Genomic DNA, 18,817 nt, shown 5'->3' on the forward strand with positions numbered 1-18,817 from the left:
ACCTCCGCGTTCCCGGTTGCACCGCGCCGCAACCGGCGTCGAACGCTCAGGCCGCCGTCGACGTCTCCGGGACATCGTCCGCGGAGCGGGCCATCAGGTCGATCTTTCGCTCCAGATGCTGCCGCAGCAGCACGGCGATGGCCGCCCCATCGCGCCGGGTCAAGGCATCCAGAATCCGCTCGTGCTCGCGCACGGCCTGATCCCACCAGCCATGCGGCATGTCCGCCACGTAGCGGGCGCGGCGGATGCGCAACGCCAGGCCGGCGTGGGTGGCGATCAGCACCGGGTTTCCCGAGGCCATGAGGATCATGTGGTGGATGCGCTCGTTCAGCCGGTAATAGGCCGGCAGGTCACGCCGGGCGTGCTGGGCCAGCATCTCGTAGTGGAGCGCGCGCAATTCGGCGATCTCCTCGTCGGTGATGCGGGCGCAGGCGAGTTCGCCGGACAGAGCCTCCAGGCAGGCCATCACCTTGAAGGTGTTCTCGATGTCGGCGCGGGTCAGCGTGGCGACGCGGGCGCCGCGGTTGGGCAGCAGGACCACCAGCCCCTCGCTGGCCATGACCTTCAGCGCCTCGCGCAGAGGGGTGCGGGAGACGCCGAACCGCTCGCACAGTTCGCGCTCGTTGACGCGCGCCCCGGGGGCCAGCTCGCCGTCGACGATGGCGGCGCGCAGGCGGGAGACGACCTCCGCGTGCAGGCTGCTGCGGTCGATCGGCGTCATCCGGCGCCTCCCACCAACGCCCGCGCCAGAACGACGGCGACATGCACCGCTTCGCGGCCGGCGCCGTCCCGGATCTGGTGCCGGCAACTCGTCCCGTCGGCCACCAGGATGGTGTCCGCATCGGCGGCCCGCACGGCCGGCAGCAGGTCGAGTTCCCCGATCCTCATCGACACCTCGTGGTGTTCCGCCTGATAGCCGAAGGCGCCGGCCATCCCGCAACAGGTGGATTGTACCACCGACACGTCAAGGTCAGGCACAAGCTTCAGCACGCGCTCCACCGGCGGCATCGCGCCCATGGCCTTCTGGTGGCAATGGCCGTGCACCAGGGCCCGGCGCACCGGCAACGGCTTCAGGCGCAGGTCCAGCCGCCCGGCGGCCCGTTCGCGGTCGATGAACTCCTCGAACAGCAGGGCGTGCCCGGCGATCCGCGCGGCGTCGGGACCGGGCAGCACCGCCGTCGACTCGTCGCGCAGCGTCAGGAGACAGGAAGGCTCCAGCCCGATGATGGGACGCCCGCGCTCCACATGGGGCAGCAGCGCCGCGACGAGCCGCCGCTGTTCGGCACGGGCCTCCTCCACAAGGCCGGCGGCCAGGAAGGTCCGGCCGCAGCACAGCGGACGGCCGCCATCGGCGGCTTGCGCATCGGCCGGGGCCGCGACGTGGACCGCATAGCCCGCCGCCTCCAGCACGCGGACCGCCGCGCGGGCGTTGTCCGCCTCGAACCAGCGGTTGAAGGTGTCGGCGAACAGCACGACCTCCCCCACCCGCCCCGCCGCCTTTCGTCCCGTCTCCCGGAACGGGCGTGCGTGCCAGAGCGGCAAGGGGCGATGCCGGCTGAAGCCCAAAAGCCGTTCCGTCAGCGCGGGCAGTCCGGGGATGCGGCTCTGCAGGTTCAGCAGCGGCCCCAGGCGCGACGCCAGCGGGGCGTAGCGCGGCAGCCACGCGATCAGCCGCTCCCGCAGAGGCAGGGGCATGCGTTTGCGGCGTTGCGCCAGCACCTCGATCTTCATCCGGGCCATGTCCACGCCGGTCGGGCATTCGCGCTTGCAGCCCTTGCAGCCGACGCAGAGGTCCAGCGCCTCCATCACCCCGTCGGAGGTCAGGGCGTCGGGGCCGAGTTGTCCGGTCACCGCCAGCCTCAGCGTGTTGGCGCGCCCGCGGGTGACGTGCTGCTCGTCCTGCGTCGCGCGGAAGGAGGGGCACATCACGCCGGGGTCGGATTTCCGGCAGGCGCCGTTGTTGTTGCACATCTCCACCGCACCAAGGAACCCGTTCCACTCCGACCAGTCGAGGGCGGTGTCGATGGACACGCCGGCGTAGCCGGGCTTGAAACGGAACAGGCTGCGGTCGTCCATGCGCGGCGGATCGACGATCTTGCCGGGGTTGAACAGGCCGGCGGGGTCGAACAGGGTCTTCACCTCGCGGAAGGCGTTCACCAGGCGCGTGCCGTACATGGCCTCGTGGAATTCGGAGCGGACGAGCCCGTCGCCATGCTCGCCGGAATGGGATCCTTTGTATTCCCGCACCAAGGCGAAGGCCTCCTCCGCGATGGCGCGCATCTTCCGGACATCAAGCTCCTGCTTCAGGTTCAGAACGGGGCGGACGTGCAGGCAGCCTTCCGACGCGTGGGCGTACCAGGTGCCGGTGGTGCCGTGCTTGTGGAAGACCGTGGTCAGCCGTTCCGTGTAGTCGGCCAAACGCTCCAGCGGCACAGCGCAGTCCTCGATGAAGGACACCGGCTTGCCCTCGGTCTTCATCGACATCATGATGTTCAGGCCGGCCTTGCGCACCTCCCAGATGGCCGACTGGAAGGCCGGATCGATCGCCTCCACAACCGCGTCCGGCAGGCCCAGGTCGCCCATCAGTTCGACCAGCCGCTTCAGGTTGGCGATCTCCTCCTCGCGATCCTCGCCGGCGAACTCCACCAGCAGCAGGGCGTCCGGCTCACCCTTGATGAAGCGGTCCATGGTCGCGCGGAACAGGGGGATGTCGCGGCCGAGCGCGATCATAGTGCGGTCCACCAGTTCCACCGCAGCGGGTTTCAGCGCGACGATGTCCCTTGCCGACTCCATGGCCTTGCGGAAGGTCGGGAAGTGGCAGACGCCCAGCACCTTGTGCCGGGGCAGCGGCGCCAACGCCAATTCGATTTTCTGGAAGAAGGCCAGCGTGCCTTCCGATCCGACCAGCAGCTTGGCAAGGTTCGGGTGTGCGCCCCCCAGCCGCTCGATGTTGTAGCCGCCGACCTTGCGCTGGACGGCGGGAAAGCGGGCGGCGATCTCGTCGGCCTCGCGGGCGTGCAGCGCCTTCAGCGCGTCCTCAAGCTCCCGATGGCGCCCGGGCGCCGGGGGCGTGGCGTCGAAGCGGACCGGCGTCCCGTCGGGCAGCACCGCCTCGATGGCGCGGACATTGTGCACCATGTTGCCGTAGCGCAGCGAGCGCGTGCCGCAGCTGTTGTTGCCGGTCATGCCGCCGATGGTCGCCTGCGCCGAGGTCGAGACATCGACCGGGAACCACAGGCCGAGCGGCTTCAGCGCCTTGTTCAGGTGGTCCAGCACGATGCCCGGCTCCACCACCGCGGTCCGGGCACCGGCGTCCACTGCCAGGATGCGGTTCAGGTGGCGGGAGCAGTCCAGGGCCAGCGCCTCGTTCACCGTCTGCCCGCATTGCGAGGTGCCGCCGCCGCGCGGCAGGACCGGCACGCCTTCCTCCACCGCGATCGCGACCGCCGCGGCCACATCCTCCGCGTCGCGCGGGATAACCACGCCCACCGGCTCGATCTGGTAGATCGACGCGTCGGTGCTGTAGCGCCCGCGCGAGAAGCGGTCGAACAGCACGTCTCCCTTCAGGGCACGGCGCAATCGCCCGGCCAGGGCGCCATCGCCGACGGGCACGCGCTTGCGGGACGGGGCGGCCGGAGCGGTGCGGTGGTCCAGCGGCATGGGGCGTGTCCTCCGGCTCAAATTGTATTCAAAATTCAGCCTCGGCGTGGAGTGGGCCGTCGTGTTCCATCGAAGCGCCCACTGTTGGCAAATCCACGCAAAATCCTTACGGATCCCGGGCACTCCTGTCGAGAGACGGCGGGGCCATACGCCCTTTGTGGATCGCACCACCCCGAAAGCGCCAACCGTGGTTGTGCAATTGCTGTTTGCGCAAAGCGCATTTTGCATGCAAAACTTGTTTGCCATACGAACAAAACAGCGAACGCCGGAAAGGCGGGAGGGAAACGCCGTCATGGCCCATCGCAGCGGACGCCACTTCCTTCAGATCCCGGGGCCGACCAACGTGCCCGACCGCATCCTGCGGGCCATGGACCGCCCGACCATCGACCACCGCGGGCCGGAGTTCGCCGCGCTGGGACGGGAGGTCCTGGCCGGCATCAAAACCATCTTCCGGACCGAGCAGCCGGTGGTGATCTACCCGGCCTCCGGCACCGGCGCGTGGGAGGCGGCCATCGTCAACACGCTGTCGCCGGGTGACCGGGTCCTGATGTTCGAGACCGGGCACTTCGCGACGCTGTGGCGCAATCTGGCCGACCGCTTCGGCATCCGATGCGACTTCGTGCCCGGCGACTGGCGACACGGCGTCGATCCGGACGCGGTCGAGGCGCGCCTGTCCGAAGACCGGGAACACGCCATCAAAGCGGTCATGGTCGTGCACAACGAGACATCGACCGGAGTCACCAGCCGCATCCCGCTGGTGCGCCGCGCCATCGACCGCGCCGGGCACCCCGCCCTGCTGCTGGTCGACACCATCTCGTCGCTGGCCTCCATCGACTACCGCCACGACGAATGGGGCGTGGACGTCACGGTCAGCGGCTCGCAGAAGGGGCTGATGCTTCCACCGGGGCTGAGCTTCAACGCCGTGTCCGAAAAGGCGCAGGCCGCCAGCCGCGCCAACTGCATGCCCCGCTCCTATTGGGACTGGGCGGAGATGCTGAAGCCCAACCAGGCCGGCTTCTTTCCCTACACGCCCGCCACCAACCTGCTCTACGGCCTGCGCGAAGCCGTCGCGATGCTGCATGAGGAGGGGCTGGCCAACGTCTTCGCGCGCCACGACCGCCACGCGGAGGCCACCCGCCGCGCCGTCGAGGCCTGGGGTCTGGAGCTTCTGGCGCTCGATCCGTCCGAATATTCCAGTGCCCTGACCGCCGTGCTGCTGCCGGACGGGCAGGACGCCGACCGGCTGCGCCGCATCATCCTGGACCGCTTCGACCTATCGCTGGGCGCCGGGCTCGGCAAGGTGGCCGGCACGGTGTTCCGCATCGGGCATCTCGGCGACTTCAACGACCTCACGCTGACCGGCACGCTGACCGGCGTCGAAATGGGACTGGAGCTTGCCGGCGTTCCCCACCGCAAGGGCGGCGTCGACGCCGCGATGCGGTTCCTGCAGACGGCCGCGGCCGGACAGGAGGCCGCCACGGCCTGAGAGCCTATCGTCCGACAACTCCAACGACACAAAAGCGGCCAACAAAAACGGCACGCACGAGGGAGGGACCAAGATGAGCTGCATGATGAGCCACACCAGGGCGCTGGTCGCGTCGGTGCTGTTCGCGGGCTCTTTGCTGGCGTCCGCGGCGCAGGCGCAGACCGAAATCAAGCTGGGCCATGTGGGCGAGCCGGGATCGCTGTTCGAGCAGTCGGCCAAGATCTTCGCCGAGAAGGTCAACGCCAAGCTGGGCGACAAGGCCAAGGTCGTCATCTACGGGTCCAGCCAGCTCGGCGGCGACTCCGACATGCTGAAGAAGCTGAAGCTGGGCACCATCGACCTGTCGCTGCCCTCCACCGTCATGTCGTCGGTGGCGCCGGTCTTCGGCCTGTTCGAGATGCCGTATCTCGTCAAGGACCGCGAGCACATGAAGCGGATCCGCGACGAGATCGTCATGCCCGTCCTCGCCCCCGCGGGCGAGAAGGAGGGCTACCGCATCCTGGCGGTGTGGGAGAATGGCTTCCGCCACATCACCAACAACCGCCAACCCATCGTCAAGCCCGACGACCTCAAGGGCATCAAGCTGCGCGTGCCGCAAGGGACGTGGCGCGTGAAGATGTTCCAGGCCTATGGCGCCAACCCCAGCCCGCTCGCCTTTTCCGAGGTGTTCGTGGCGCTGCAGACCGGCGTCATGGACGGGCAGGAGAACCCGCTGTCGCAGATCTACCCGGCGCGCTTCCAGGAGGTGCAGAAGTACCTGTCGCTGACCGGGCACGTCTACACCCCGGCCTACCTCACCGCCGGCCGCAGCTGGAGCAAGTTCTCGCCCGAAATCCAGAAGGCGCTGACCGAGGCCGCCCGCGAAACCGAACCGGAGGTCTACCGCATCGCCGCGCAGCTCGACGACGACCTGCTGAAGAAGCTGAAGGACGCCGGAATGCAGGTGAACGAGGCGGACAAGGACGCCTTCATCAAGGCCAGCGCCCCGATCTACGACGAGTTCGCCAAGGAAGTTCCCGACGGCAAGGCGCTGATCGACCGCGCGCTGTCGCTGGCAAATAAGTCCTAATACTACAGCGGGGATTATCCGAAGGTGAGTTTGAGCGGCGCCGACTGTTAAGCGTGGATCAGTAGGGAGGGTCCACGGATGACGACCATTGCTGAAGCGGAACGATGGGCGAGCGCGCTGGAGCATCTGGTGGAGCAGCTTGCGCCCCGCTTTCGTCGCCTGGAGGCGCGTCAGCGGGCACTGACGTATTTGCGCGGTCTTCTGGCCCCTCTGGAGCGCAAGAACGGCTGGCATCTGGCGGAAGCCGCCGGCGATCGCACGCCGGACGCCCTGCACGACTTCCTTGGTCGCGCCCGCTGGGACGCCGAGGCGGTGCGCGATGACCTGCAAGCTTATGTGGTTGAGCACCTGGGGGATGCCGACGCTGTCCTGGTGCTCGACGAGACCGGTTTTCTCAAGAAGGGCACCCGCTCGGTCGGCGTCAAACGCCAGTACTGCGGCACCGCCGGGCGTACCGAGAACTGTCAGGTCGCCGTGTTCCTGAGCTATGCCAGCCGCCGCGGCCGGGCGTTGATTGATCGCGCGCTGTACTTGCCGGAGGAGTGGACGGCGGATGCCGAACGCCGGCGTCTGGCCGGGGTGCCGGAGGAGGTGGGCTTTGCCACCAAACCGAAGCAGGGCCGGGCGATGCTGGAGCGCGCCGTTGCGGCGGGGGTGCCCTGCGCCTGGGTGACGGCCGACAGCGTGTACGGCGGCGACTACGCGCTGCGGCTGTGGTTGGAACGGCAACCGATTGGCTATGTCCTGGCGGTCACCAGCAAACAACGGGCGCCGCTCGGTTTTGATACGGTCAAGGAGCGGGCCGTCGCCCGCGTAGGGGCTTGCGACTGGCAGCGACTGAGCGCCGGCGATGGGGCCAAGGGCCCGCGGCTCTACGACTGGGCGTACAAGAGCTATCCGTCACTGCGCGCGGGCTGGAGCCGTGGCCTGCTGGTGCGCCGCTCGATCGCGGAACCGGACAAGCTGACCTACTATTTGACCTTTGCGCCGGAGGGCACGCCGTTGCTGACACTGGTGCGGATCGCGGGCACACGCTGGACGGTGGAGGCGTGTTTCGAAGCCGCCAAGGGCGAGGTGGGGCTGGACCAGTACGAGGTGCGCACCTGGACGGCGTGGCACCGCCACGTCACGCTGGCCATGTTCGCCTTGGCCTTTCTCACCGTCGCCCGAGCGGCGGCTATCGGGGGGCGAGGAGCGCGTCGATCTGTCGGCCGATTTGCTGCCCCTCACCGTGCCGGAAATCCGCCGCCTGCTTGCATCCTGGATCGGCCTGCCGCGGCCCGAACCCACCGTCGTTATCGCTTGGTCCGTCTGGCGGCGCCAACACCAGCAACGCGCACGCCAGTTCCATTGGAGGCGCCGTACCCAAACCGGTAAATCCCCGCTGTAGTACTAAGCAGGATTTCCGAACTCCGCCCACACAGGGGCGGGCTCGCAAATCCTGCAAATCCATAGAGTCCGCAGGTTCGCCCGGGCCGGGCCATTTCTGGCCCGATCCGGGCAAACCTGCTTGGCCCCGGCCCTCCTGCCTGGAACACGCCGCATGGACACCATCCGCACTGGATTCGAACGGCTTTTGGAAGTCGTCGTCGTTCTCCTCGTCGTCGGCCTGTCGCTGATCGTCTGCGCCGGCTTTCTCTTCCGCGCCGCCGGCCAATCGCTCGTCTGGTACGACGAGGTGGCGAGCATCGGCCTGTGCTGGCTTACCTACTACGGCTCCGCGCTGGCGGCCCTGAAGGGCGCGCACATCGGCTGCCCGGAGGTGGTCAACCTGATGCCGCCGCGCTGGCGGGTCGTCGCCACCGTCGTTGCCGAGCTGTGCGTCTTCGCCTTCTTCGGCACCCTCGCCTGGACCGGCATGGAGGTGCTGGCGATCCTGGAGAACGACCGCATGGTCAGCTTGCCCTGGGTCCCGCTGCGCGTCACGCAGTCGGTCATCCCCGTCGGGGCGGCGCTGGTGATCCTGGCCGAGGCGTTGCGGCTGCCCCAGGCCCTTGCCGAGGCCCGCGGGGCCGGCTTTGCCGACGCCGAGACCAAGGAGGCGCAGATGCACGCGGCCAACGCCAACCGCACGGCCACCACCTCAACGGCGCCGGGCGCCCTGGGCGGGAGTGCGCCGCGATGACCATGGGCTTCATGCTCTCCGGGATGCTGGCGCTGGTGCTGCTGAACGTCCCGATCGCCGTGGCGCTGGGCTTGGTGGCGACCGTCACCATCCTGATCGCCCAGGGGCCGGACATGCTGCCCAACGTGGCGCTGGTCATGTTCGAGGGGGCCACCAACTTCCCCCTGCTGGCGGTGCCGCTGTTCATCCTGGCCGGCGCCATCATGAACGCGTCCAGCATCTCGCGCCGGCTGGTGGCCTTCGCCACGGCGCTGGTCGGCTTCGTGCGCGGCGGCCTGTCCATGGTTTCCATCGGCGCCTCGCTGTTCTTCGCCGAAATCTCCGGCTCGGCGGTGGCGGACATCGCGGCGCTGGGCAGCATCCTGATCCCGGCCATGAAGCGGCGCGGCTATTCCAAGGAGTATGCGGCGGCGGTCTGCTCCTCCTCCGCCAGCCTGGCCGTCATCATTCCGCCGTCCATCCCGATGATCCTCTACGCGGTGATGTCCGGCACCTCGGTCGTCAAGCTGTTCGTCGCGGGCATCGTGCCCGGCCTGCTCGGCGCCGTGGGGTTGGCCGGCACCGCCTATTACCTTGCGGTGCGCAACGGCTTCCCGGTGGAGGAGCGCTTCCAGGTGAAGCGCGTGGTCGAAACCTTCAAGGACGCGATCTGGGCGTTCCTGCTGCCGCTGATCATCCTCGGCGGCATCTTCGGCGGCTTCGTCACCGCCACCGAAGGGGCGGCGCTGGCCGTGCTGGCGGCGCTGTTCGTCGGCGTCGTCATCTACCGCGAGCTGAACCTGCGCGAACTGTACCGCGCCTGCATCGAGGGTGGCATCCAGACAGCGGTGGTGATGCTGCTGGTCGCCGCCTCGGCGCTGATCAGCACCTTTTTGACCGAGGCGCAGCTGCCGCAGGCTCTGGCCCACGCCATCACCGGACTGACGACCAACACCTACGCGGTGCTGGCGCTGCTGAACGTGGCCTTCCTGATCCTCGGCATGTTCCTGCACTCGGCCGCGGCGATCATCCTGGTCGTGCCCATCGTCATGCCGCTGGTGGTCCAGTCCGGAATCGACCCGATCCACTTCGGCCTGATCGTCACGCTGAACCTCGCCATTGGCCAGCAGACGCCCCCGGTCGCCAGCGTGCTGATGGCCGCCTGCTCCATCGCCCGGGCGGACATCTGGTCCACGACCCGCGTGAACCTGTGGTTCATCGGCGTCCTGGTGCTGGTCCTTCTGCTGTGCACGTACGTGCCGGCGCTGTCGCTGGGGCTGGTCAACCTGTTCTATTGAGACGCATTCACCGGACCGTCGCCCCCCTTCCGACATCCCAAGGACACGCTTTCATGCTGCACACAGACGGCAAACCGGTGGGCGGACCGCTCGCCGGCATCAAGGTGGTGGAACTGGCGCACATCATGGCCGGGCCGGTCTGCGGGCTGATGCTGGCGGACATGGGAGCCGACGTGGTGAAGGTGGAGAAGATCCCCGGCGGCGACGACAGCCGCCGCATGGTCCCGCCGGCCATCGACGGGGAATCCGCCGCCTACATGATGATGAACCGCAACAAGCGCGGCGTGGCGCTCGACCTGAAGGCCGCGGAGGGCAAGGAGGTGCTGCGGCGCCTGATCGCCGGGGCCGACGTGGTGATCGAGAACTACCGGCGCGGCACCATGGAGAAGCTGGGCTTCGGCTATGAGGCCATGCGCGCCATCAACCCGGGCATCGTGTTCTGCGAAATCTCCGGCTTCGGCCGCAGCGGTCCGCTCGCCGACCAGGGAGGCTTCGACCTGATCGCCCAAGGAATGAGCGGGCTGATGAGCATCACCGGCGAGGGGCCCGGTCGCCCGCCCGTGAAGGTCGGTGCCCCCGTGACCGACATCACCGCCGGCCTGCTGGGCGCCATGGGCGTCATGGCGGCGCTGGTCGAGCGGCAGCGGACCGGCCAGGGGCAGCGGGTGGACACCTCCCTGTTCGAGGCCGGCATCATCCACACCTATTGGCAGTCGGCCATCCGCTTCGCCACCGGCGTCAGCCCGGGGCCGATGGGGTCCGCACACCCGCTGAACGGCCCGTACCAGGCCTTTCCGACCGCCGACGGCTGGATCAACATCGGCGCCGCGAACCAGACCAACTGGCTGCGCCTAACCGAGGCGCTGGAGGCACGCCACCTCCAGGACGACCCGCGCTTCGCCGACAACGCGCACCGCATGAGCCACCTCGGCGAACTGGAAGCCCTGCTGTCCGACATCCTGCGCCACCGCACGACCGCCGACTGGCTGTGCGCGTTGGAGAAGGCCGGCGTCCCCGCCGGCCCCGTGCTGAGCATCGCCGAGATGCACGAGCATCCGCACACCACGGCCCGCGGCATGGTGGTGGAGGTGGAACACAGCCGGGCCGGTCCCGTGCAGGCGATCGGCCTGCCCATCAAGTTCTCCCGCACCCCCGGCGGCGTGCGCAGCGCCGCCCCCACGTTCGGAGAGCACAGCCGCGTCATCCTCGCCGAGTTGGGCTACGACGCGGCCGCCATCGACGCCCTCGCCGACGCCAAGGTGGTGGCATGAACACGACCAGCAATCCAATGGGCGATGAGCTGCTGTTCGAGGTGCGCGACGGCATCGCGCGCGTCACCTTCAACCGGCCGCAGGCGCGCAACGCCCTGACCTTCGCCATGTACGAACGGCTCGCCGACATCTGCGCGGAGGTCGACGCCTCCCCGACGGTTCGGGTGATGCTGCTGACCGGGTCGGGCGACAAGGCCTTTGCCGCCGGCACCGACATTTCCCAGTTCCGTGCCTTCGAAACGCCCGAGGACGCGCTCGCTTACGAGGCGCGCATCGACCGCGTGTTGTCTGCGTTGGAGCGGTGCCGGGTGCCGACCATCGCCGCCATCGCCGGGGCCTGCACCGGCGGTGGGGCCGGCATCGCCGCGGTCTGCGACCTGCGGATCGGGGCGGCGAACGCGAAGTTCGGCTTTCCCATCGCCCGGACGCTCGGCAACTGCCTGTCGATGGCGAACTACGCGCGCCTGTCCGCCTTGATCGGTCCCGCCCGCGTGAAGGACCTGATTTTCACGGCAAGGCTGATCGAGGCCGAGGAGGCCAAGGCCATCGGCCTGCTGGGCGAGGTCGTTCCCGACACCGCCGACCTGCTTCCCCGCGCGGAGGATCTCGCGCGCACGGTGGCCGCCCACGCCCCGCTGACCCTGCGCGCGACCAAGGAAGCCCTGCGCCGCCTGCAGGCCGGGGCCTCCACCGGCAGCGGCGCCGGCGTTGACGCCGGCGAAGACCTCATCCTGATGTGCTACATGAGCGAAGACTTTCGGGAAGGAATGGATGCGTTCCTCAACAAGCGTCTCCCGCATTGGAAAGGAACCTGACGGACGCGTTGATCCGGCTTTACGGTATAATGGAATGGGCGTTTCGGCTTGTCGCGACGGGCGCGACTAGCCACTTTTTCTGACGCGGATTGGTGGAAACCTGATAGGTTGAGCGTGAGTGTGACCGGTAACCGGGTGTTTTGGATGCCGCTGACGGAACGGACCGCCCAAGGCGAGCAATATGTTCTTCCGGGTGCGGAGCGCCGGACTGTGCCCGGACGCCCCTACGCCGCCGAACCTGATGGGCAACTCGCGCTCCACTTTTACGAACCTCCGCGCGCGGACGAACGGGACGGTGGCAAAACGCCTCCCCCGCCCCGTGGTCTACCCCGGCCCACGCCGATTGCCGAGGGTCCGCTTGTCGGTCGGGTTGCGTTCTTCCCGCAGGTCATGAATGATGTGGCCGACGCGTTCCGGGCCTTCTCCGGCGTGACGCGCGAGAGCCAGGATTAGGCCTTCGAGAATGGTTCATTGCTCCTGATCGCGGCCTGCCGACCACCCAAGGACAGCATTCATGCCTTTTGACAACCCGGCAAGCGGTCGAGCCCGTCGGCAGCCGCGATTCGGCAAAGCAGCCCCGCAGCAGGCCGCACATGGAGCCCCGGCGCGAGCCCACCCAAAGGTGAATGGTTCGGCCGAGCAAAAGCACGCGCAATGGCTTGCCCGCGCCGCCGATGCCGAGCGAGCCGGCGATGCCGTCGAAGCCGAAACGTGCCGCCAACACGCCGAACATTGGTTTCGCGTCGCCCATGGCCGCAACGATCCTTAAAGCCGATTGCAATCCACTTTGGACTGCGACCGCAGTCCCGGCCGCCAGCCTTTTGTTCAGACATTGGCGGCCGAAGTCCTGCCTCTCGCGGGAACTTCGTTCCCGCTGGCGGCAGGCGGATGCCACAGGCATCCGCTGAGAGCCGGCAAATGAGGCCATGTGGATCTAAAGCAGATGGAAATCTGCTTTAGCAGTGTGCGGAAAAAGTCTTGTCGGAGGCCAAGAGCCACAATATGCGGTGTTCGCCTTGGCAATCAGGCCGCAACATAAAGGGCCTCTACCTCCTTTGCCCGACTTTTTCCGCAGCCTGTTAGTACTACTGTGTCATAAGCTGCGTTTCTGAAGAGGACAGGTCTGAAGGCAGCACGGGCATCTTGGCAGCCGGCGGGCCAAGCGGACGGCGATCTGGCGCCGGATGGAGGCGATGGAGGTTGGCACGTGGCGTTCAGGACGCACGAGCCCCTCGGGGCTTGTACTCCGCGGGAACGGCAGGTGCCGGGCGCGGCCCGGGCTGGAAGCGGTGCTCAGGGGGGAAAAGACACCGCTCGGTGACCAGAAAGCCGTAGGCGGCGATGCACAGGCTGGCGTGATGATGAAAGCCGCGCCAGCCCCGCCCCTCGAAGTGGCCGAGCCCGACCTCCTGCTTGAGTTCGCGATAATCGCGTTCAACCTGCCACCGCTAATACCTCTGTAAGTTTGACTGCTTCGGAACCGGCGCCCAGAGTGGGCTGCGACGCATTGCTGTCGCTGGCACGATGGTTGGCAGGTCGCCATGAGCGATCAACGGCTGGCGAACCCGGAGATCTGGCCGACCGTTCCAACGGATCGGAAAACCCACCTGATCCGCCTCCTCGCCGGCATGGCCTGCCGCCCTTTGGCGGTGCCCGAACCGTCGACGGAGGCGCCTCATGAGCACGGTCACGGCTGTGGTTGCCGGACGCGACGGCGGCAAGCTGACAGCGGATCACCTGACCCGGTCGGCCGTCGTCTATGTCCGGCAATCGACCCTCCAGCAGGTTGAGCGGCACCAGGAATCCACCCGCCTGCAATACGCACTGGTCGAGCGCGCCGTGGCGCTGGGATGGGCGCGCCGCCAAATCCTCGTGATCGACGACGACCTGGGCCGCTCCGCAAGCTCGGCCGAAGGCCGGCCTGGGTTCCAGCACATGGTGGCCGAGGTTGGCCTGGGCCATGTCGGCATCGTGCTGGGCATCGAGATGTCGCGGCTCGCCCGGTCCTGCCGCGATTGGCACCAGCTGCTTGAGATCTGCGCGATCTTCGGGACGTTGCTCGGCGACACCGAAGGCATTTACGACGCGAAGAACTTCAACGACCGACTCCTTCTGGGCCTAAAGGGCACCATGAGCGAGGCGGAACTGCACATTCTGAAGACGCGCATGCTGCACGGTAAGCAGGCCAAGGCCGACCGGGGCGACCTCCATCTCTGCCTCCCGCGCGGCTATGTCCGACAGCCCGACGGAACTGTCATCCAGGATCCCGACGAGCAGGCGCGCGCCGTTGTCGCCCTGCTCTTCGACCTCTTCGACCGCCACCGGACGCTGAGCGGCGTCCTGCGCTACCTAGTCGAGCACGGGATCGAGCTGCCGGACCGGACCGGGGGCCGGCCCGGCGAGCCGCTCGCCTGGCACCGTCCGAACCGGGCCACGTTGAGCAACCTCTTCCACAACCCGATCTACGCCGGCGCCTACGCCTACGGCCGGCGACCGACCGATCCACGCCGTCAGAAGGCCGGGCGGCCCGGGACCGGCCGCCGGGTGGCCGCTCTGGGCGACTGGGCGGTGCTGCTCAAGGACCGCTTCCCCGCCTACATCACTTGGGAGCACTATGAGGCCAATCTTCGCCAACTCGAGGCCAATATGGCGCAGGCCACGGGGGTGAGCCGCGGCGGGACGGCGCTGCTGTCGGGCTTGGTGGTCTGCGGCCGCTGCGGCCAGCGAATGACCACCCAGTACAAGAGCAACGGCCACGCCGCGCGCTACGTCTGCAACCGGGCGGCATCCAGCTACGCCGCGCCGCTGTGCCAATCCCTGGTCGCCGCGACCGTGGACGAGGCGATCTCAGCCCTGGTGCTGCGCGCGCTGCAACCGGCTGCCCTCGAGGTCAGCCTGCGCGCCGCCGAGGACCTCGCCGCCGAACGCGCCGCACTGCACCGGCACTGGGCGCAGCGGCTGGAGCGGGCTCATTACGAGGCCCAGCGCGCGTTCCGGCAGTACAACGCGGTCGAGCCGGAGAACCGCTTGGTCGCCCGCACGCTGGAACAGCAATGGGAGGCGACGCTGGTGGCCGAGGCCGACGTGCGGGCCGAGTACGAGCAGTTCCTGGCACATCAGCCCGCCGCCCTAAGTGCCGAGGAACAGGCGGAGATCCGCCGCCTGGCCGTGGACCTGCCGGCGCTCTGGCACGCTCCGACGACGACCATGGCCGACCGGCAGGCGGTTGTCCGTCAGATCCTCGACCGGGTGGTGATCAGCGTCGAGAACAACAGCGAGACCGTCACGCTGGACTGTCGGTGGGCAGGCGGCCACAGCACTCGCACGACGCTGGCCCGACCGGTCGCCCGCCTCGAGCAACTGAGCACCTACCCGGCGTTGCTGGAGCGGGTCGCCGCCTTGCATGCCGACGGCCGGACGGCGTCGGCGATCGCCGACACGCTGAACGCGGAGGGCTGGGTCCCGCCCAAGCGCCGTGGTCCCTTCTCGGCGGCTACGGTCCGGGGCCTGCTCTACCGGCAGGGGCTGAAACGTTGGCCCAACGAGCGGGCCCGGCGTGCCATGACGGCATCCCCGCACGATTGGACACTGGAGGCCCTGGCCCGCCACCTGAACATCCCCAAGCCGACCCTCTACGCATGGCTGCGCAAGGGCGCAATCACTGGCCACCTGGTCACCGGGGTGGGCAAGTCAGTCTGGATGATCCAGGCCGACGACGTGGAACTGACCCGGCTGCGGGCTCTGCACGCGGCACCACGAGTGTGGGAACCGGGTTCCCCAGGCTCCGTCGAGGACGATTCCATGTAATTATGGAGGCATCATGTCTGGTCGATCTCGATGCGCCACCGCCCCTTGGCGGCGGCCACCAACTCAGTCCGCGTGGTCCTCTTGGGCAGGGTGGACAGCCAATACTTGGTCGGCTCTTTTTCCCCCTTGGGCCATTCGATCAGCAGCCATTCCTCGGCGTGCGGTTCGCTTCTCCAGTCGTCCCGATGCGCCGGCCGGACGCGCACCGCGGCAAAGCGCGAGGCCAAAGGCGCGTTCGTGCCCTCGCGCCAGGTGATCGCGCGCCATGCCTGAGCCGAGAGGCTCTTGGCCAGCTCCAGGGCCGAAACGGGTTTGTGCTCCTCATCCCGGCGCCTCAGCTTGGGAGGCCGGCCCACCCCACTCCAGGGCTTCGGAGGCAGCGGCTCCTGGCCAGGGGGCCACAGGCTGATCGAGGATTGGACACCGACGACATAACGCAGACCAAGCTCAGTGAGCCCCGTGCGGAAGCCCGTGTCGATGCCGTAGCCGGCATCGCTCAGCACGAGCCCACGGGACACGCCCTTGGCCAGAGCCGCACGCACTTGGCCAAGCGCGATCTGCGGTTTGGTTTCGAACCCGATCGCCTCGGGCACGCCAGCGGTGCGCCGCCGCTCCAGATCGTCCGCCCAGCTCTGCGGCAAGTAAAGGCGGTACGCAATCGGCAAGCTGGCCTGCTCGTTGGCGACCGACAGCGTCACGGCGACCTGACAGTTGTCCTGCTTGCCCAATTGGCCGCAGTACTGCCGGGCCACGCCGACCGAGAGCTTGCCCTTCTTCGGCACGCCGGTGTCGTCGATGATCCAGTGTCGGATCGGACCGTGGCGCTCGATGGGGGGCAGCACGCGCTCGCGCACGGCGTCCAAAATCGCCTCGTCGTTCCACTCGGCCTTGGCGACAAAGTGATGCAGCGACTGATGGGCCGCCTGCACACGTTGCGGGGCGACGCGCGCGGCCATCGGTTCCACGCTCTTGCGCGGTCCGGGGAGCAGAAGCCCCGTGCAGTAGTCGTGCATCGGGGCGCGTCGATCCGCATGCCCGAGCACGCTTCCGATCGCCTCCAGATACTCCTCAAACCGACGCTCCGCCGCGTCCTGCCGATCCAAACTCGTCTGTGCCATAGACCCTATATGGGACGACACTTATGACACAGTAGTATTAGAGCTCTGCTGAACCGCTTGATGGCCGAAAAGCCGGGTCAGGCGGTCTTCCAGAGCGTGATGATCATGACGCCGGCCACCGTCAGGGCCGCACCGGCCAATTGCAGCCAGCCCATCGGCTCCGCCAGCACCAGATAGCCGAAGACCGCGGCGGCGACCGGGCCGATGGCGCCGCTCAGCGCCACCAGATTGGGCCCGACCCGCCGCAGCGCCTCCGCCGTCATCAGAACCGGCAATACGGTGCAGACCACCGCCATCACCGCCGACAGGCCATAGACCGGCATCGGCAGATCCAGGGCCGAAAGCGGCCGCAGCACAACGAATTGCAGGATGCAGCACAGGCAGGCCGCCGTCATCGCGTAGGCGGTGAAGCGCATGGAGCCGATCCGTTGCACCACCCGGCTGCTGCCGACCAGATAGATCGAATAGAGGAACGCCCCCAAGAAGACCAGCCCGGCGCCGGCCATGAAGTTCGGATGGCCGGTCCCGACCTCCGACCACACCACCAGCGCGACGCCGGCGTAAGAGACGACCAGCGCCACCACCTCGCGCAGGCCGATCCGTTTGCCGAGGAACAGGGCCGACAGAACCACCACGATGGTCGGGTAGAGGAACAGCAGCAACCGCCCCATCCCGGCCGAGACATAGCGCAGCCCCAGGAAATCGCAGAAGCTGGCGGCGTAGTAGCCGGTGATGCCCAGCCCGACGGTCAGCGCCAGATCACGGCCCGCTATGGGCGCCCGCTCCCCCCGCGCGCCCGACCACAGGGCCATGCCCAGGAAGAAGGGCAGCGCGAAGACCATGCGCAGCATGATCAGCGTCACCGGATCGACATTGTAGCGGTAGGCCAGCTTGATGATGACCGGCCGCAGCGAAAAGGCCACCACCCCCGCCACCGCAAGCCCCAGCCCGACCAGTGTCTGGACCGGCGGCATCACAGGAGCGGCGGCGGCGGCATCGGAAGACAGGCTGCTTTGTGACGCGCTGCTTTGAGAGCCGGTTTGACTATGCCGCGGCGGCGATTTCTCGGCTGTACAGGCGTAGCAGGCGTTGGAAGTTTGCGAGTTCGAAGGCATCCTCGGCAGCGGCGTCGTCCTGCTCGAGGTTTCTGGTCAAGCGGCGGTAGCGATTTGACTGGATTCCGAAGGTCGCCTCGATGCGCCAGCGGACGGGTAGCGGAGTAAAGCCATCGGCCTGTGGATCGCGGCTGGAAACCTGAACATCCAAGCCATGCCGCGCGGCCGCGGCATCCATCCGCGCGCCGATGTAGATCCCGTCAACCTTGAGCCGCGCCAAGTGCCAGCCGTCCTCGGCGGCACGGTCGAGCAGCAGGCCCGCGGCTTTGGTGTCGTGGACGTTGGCCGCTGTGACCAGGACCGCGAGCGCGAAGCCGAGCGAACAGGTCAGCACGTGCCGCTTGATGCCCTTGATCTTCTTGTTGCCATCGACGCCGCGCTCACCCGGCTGCGGCCCTGACACGACGCTCTGTGAATCCACGATCCCAGTGGACGGCTCCGCCGCACGCCCTTTGTGCTGGCGCACGGCGCGCGTCAAGAGTGCGGCCGCTTGCGCCCAAATCCCGTCAGCGCGGAAACGGTCATGCCACGTGCGAACCGTCGGCCATGGGCCGAAGTCCTTCGGCAGATAGCGCCATTGGCAGCCGGTCTTCTGCAAATAGAAGCAGGCGTTCACCATCTCCCGCAGGTCGACCGTTAACGTCTCGTAGCCAACGAACAACGGGCGAATAGTCTCCCACTCCGTATCCGTCAGATCGCTTGGATAGCGTCGGTCGTCGTACTTGTACTTCTCCCGGTGCTCGTCGGTCCACATCACCACATCCTCCTGTCCACCCCAACAGTGCAGGAGGAATTCAGGTCAAACCGGCTCTGAGACAAGACGGCGAATCCGGTGTCGCGGGAAGGAACGCCATTCAAGCAGCCCTACGCCGGTTTGGCTCGCACCAAGGCGACCATGGCCATGCCCAACGCTACACCCAGGATTGCACGGCCCGCGGTGCTGACGGTAAAGCCGAACCGTGGATGATACGGCCGGCGCATGAACAGTTCCATGAACGGCCGGCCGTATGCCCCTTTCGCACATGGCTGCGCCATGTGCTGTCGGGTTTGACCGAAGGCGTTTGATGGAAGCCA

Annotated in this window: 13 protein-coding genes and 2 pseudogenes; 9 read left to right on the forward strand and 6 right to left on the reverse strand. The window is 67.7% G+C overall.

Annotated features, from left to right (window positions below; genetic code table 11):
* Positions 1-46: 46 nt before the first annotated feature.
* Entirely contained in the window at positions 47-721 is a 675-nt protein-coding gene (locus M2351_RS29570; RefSeq protein ID WP_264659610.1) for a GntR family transcriptional regulator, read from the reverse strand.
* The gene (locus M2351_RS29575; protein ID WP_264659611.1) at positions 718-3,660 is read right to left on the reverse strand and encodes an FAD-binding and (Fe-S)-binding domain-containing protein; all 2,943 of its coding nucleotides are present in this window, start codon (positions 3,658-3,660) and stop codon (positions 718-720) included. The genes M2351_RS29570 and M2351_RS29575 overlap by 4 nt, the downstream gene beginning before the upstream one ends.
* A gap of 292 nt (positions 3,661-3,952) precedes the next feature.
* On the opposite strand from M2351_RS29575, the gene M2351_RS29580 reads away from it, so the two are divergent.
* The 8 genes from M2351_RS29580 to M2351_RS29615 all read left to right on the forward strand — a co-directional run bounded on the left by M2351_RS29580 (position 3,953) and on the right by M2351_RS29615 (position 12,472).
* Complete coding sequence (locus tag M2351_RS29580; RefSeq protein ID WP_264659612.1) at positions 3,953-5,146, forward strand: pyridoxal-phosphate-dependent aminotransferase family protein; 1,194 nt, start codon at positions 3,953-3,955, stop codon at positions 5,144-5,146.
* Positions 5,147-5,219: 73 nt separating this feature from the next.
* Positions 5,220-6,215, forward strand: coding sequence for a TRAP transporter substrate-binding protein (locus M2351_RS29585; RefSeq protein WP_264659613.1), 996 nt, complete (start codon positions 5,220-5,222; stop codon positions 6,213-6,215).
* Between the two features lie 78 nt (positions 6,216-6,293).
* Complete coding sequence (locus M2351_RS29590; RefSeq protein ID WP_264655659.1) at positions 6,294-7,592, forward strand: IS701 family transposase; 1,299 nt, start codon at positions 6,294-6,296, stop codon at positions 7,590-7,592.
* Between the two features lie 166 nt (positions 7,593-7,758).
* Positions 7,759-8,340: a TRAP transporter small permease gene (locus M2351_RS29595; protein ID WP_264659614.1), complete on the forward strand. Its 582-nt coding sequence runs from the start codon at positions 7,759-7,761 to the stop codon at positions 8,338-8,340.
* On the forward strand, positions 8,337-9,617 hold the full coding sequence (locus M2351_RS29600) for a TRAP transporter large permease (RefSeq protein WP_264659615.1): 1,281 nt from the start codon (positions 8,337-8,339) through the stop codon (positions 9,615-9,617). The genes M2351_RS29595 and M2351_RS29600 overlap by 4 nt, the downstream gene beginning before the upstream one ends.
* Positions 9,618-9,670: 53 nt before the next feature.
* The gene (locus M2351_RS29605) at positions 9,671-10,888 is read left to right on the forward strand and encodes a CaiB/BaiF CoA transferase family protein (protein ID WP_264659616.1); all 1,218 of its coding nucleotides are present in this window, start codon (positions 9,671-9,673) and stop codon (positions 10,886-10,888) included.
* Positions 10,885-11,703, forward strand: a complete 819-nt coding sequence (locus M2351_RS29610) for an enoyl-CoA hydratase/isomerase family protein (protein WP_264659617.1) — start codon at positions 10,885-10,887, stop codon at positions 11,701-11,703. The genes M2351_RS29605 and M2351_RS29610 overlap by 4 nt, the downstream gene beginning before the upstream one ends.
* A gap of 514 nt (positions 11,704-12,217) precedes the next feature.
* The gene (locus M2351_RS29615) at positions 12,218-12,472 is read left to right on the forward strand and encodes a DUF4167 domain-containing protein (protein ID WP_264659618.1); all 255 of its coding nucleotides are present in this window, start codon (positions 12,218-12,220) and stop codon (positions 12,470-12,472) included.
* Between the two features lie 445 nt (positions 12,473-12,917).
* On the opposite strand, the pseudogene M2351_RS29620 reads toward M2351_RS29615, so the two are convergent.
* Positions 12,918-13,151: pseudogene (locus M2351_RS29620) on the reverse strand (IS701 family transposase); the annotation flags it as partial.
* 229 nt (positions 13,152-13,380) lie between these two features.
* Between M2351_RS29620 and M2351_RS29625 the strand changes: the two are divergent.
* A complete protein-coding gene (locus M2351_RS29625) occupies positions 13,381-15,510 on the forward strand; it encodes a recombinase family protein (protein WP_264659619.1) in 2,130 nt (709 codons plus the stop codon).
* 20 nt (positions 15,511-15,530) lie between these two features.
* On the opposite strand, the pseudogene M2351_RS29630 reads toward M2351_RS29625, so the two are convergent.
* The 3 genes and pseudogenes from M2351_RS29630 to M2351_RS29640 all read right to left on the reverse strand — a co-directional run.
* Positions 15,531-16,628 (reverse strand): annotated as a pseudogene (locus M2351_RS29630) (IS701 family transposase); the annotation flags it as partial.
* Positions 16,629-16,705: 77 nt separating this feature from the next.
* Positions 16,706-17,602, reverse strand: a complete 897-nt coding sequence (locus M2351_RS29635; protein ID WP_264659620.1) for a DMT family transporter — start codon at positions 17,600-17,602, stop codon at positions 16,706-16,708.
* A gap of 70 nt (positions 17,603-17,672) precedes the next feature.
* Positions 17,673-18,497, reverse strand: coding sequence for an IS5 family transposase (locus tag M2351_RS29640; protein WP_264659621.1), 825 nt, complete (start codon positions 18,495-18,497; stop codon positions 17,673-17,675).
* Positions 18,498-18,817 lie beyond the last annotated feature (320 nt).

It is taken from the genome of Azospirillum canadense (genome assembly GCF_025961225.1).
Classification (GTDB): Bacteria; Pseudomonadota; Alphaproteobacteria; order Azospirillales; family Azospirillaceae; genus Azospirillum; species Azospirillum canadense.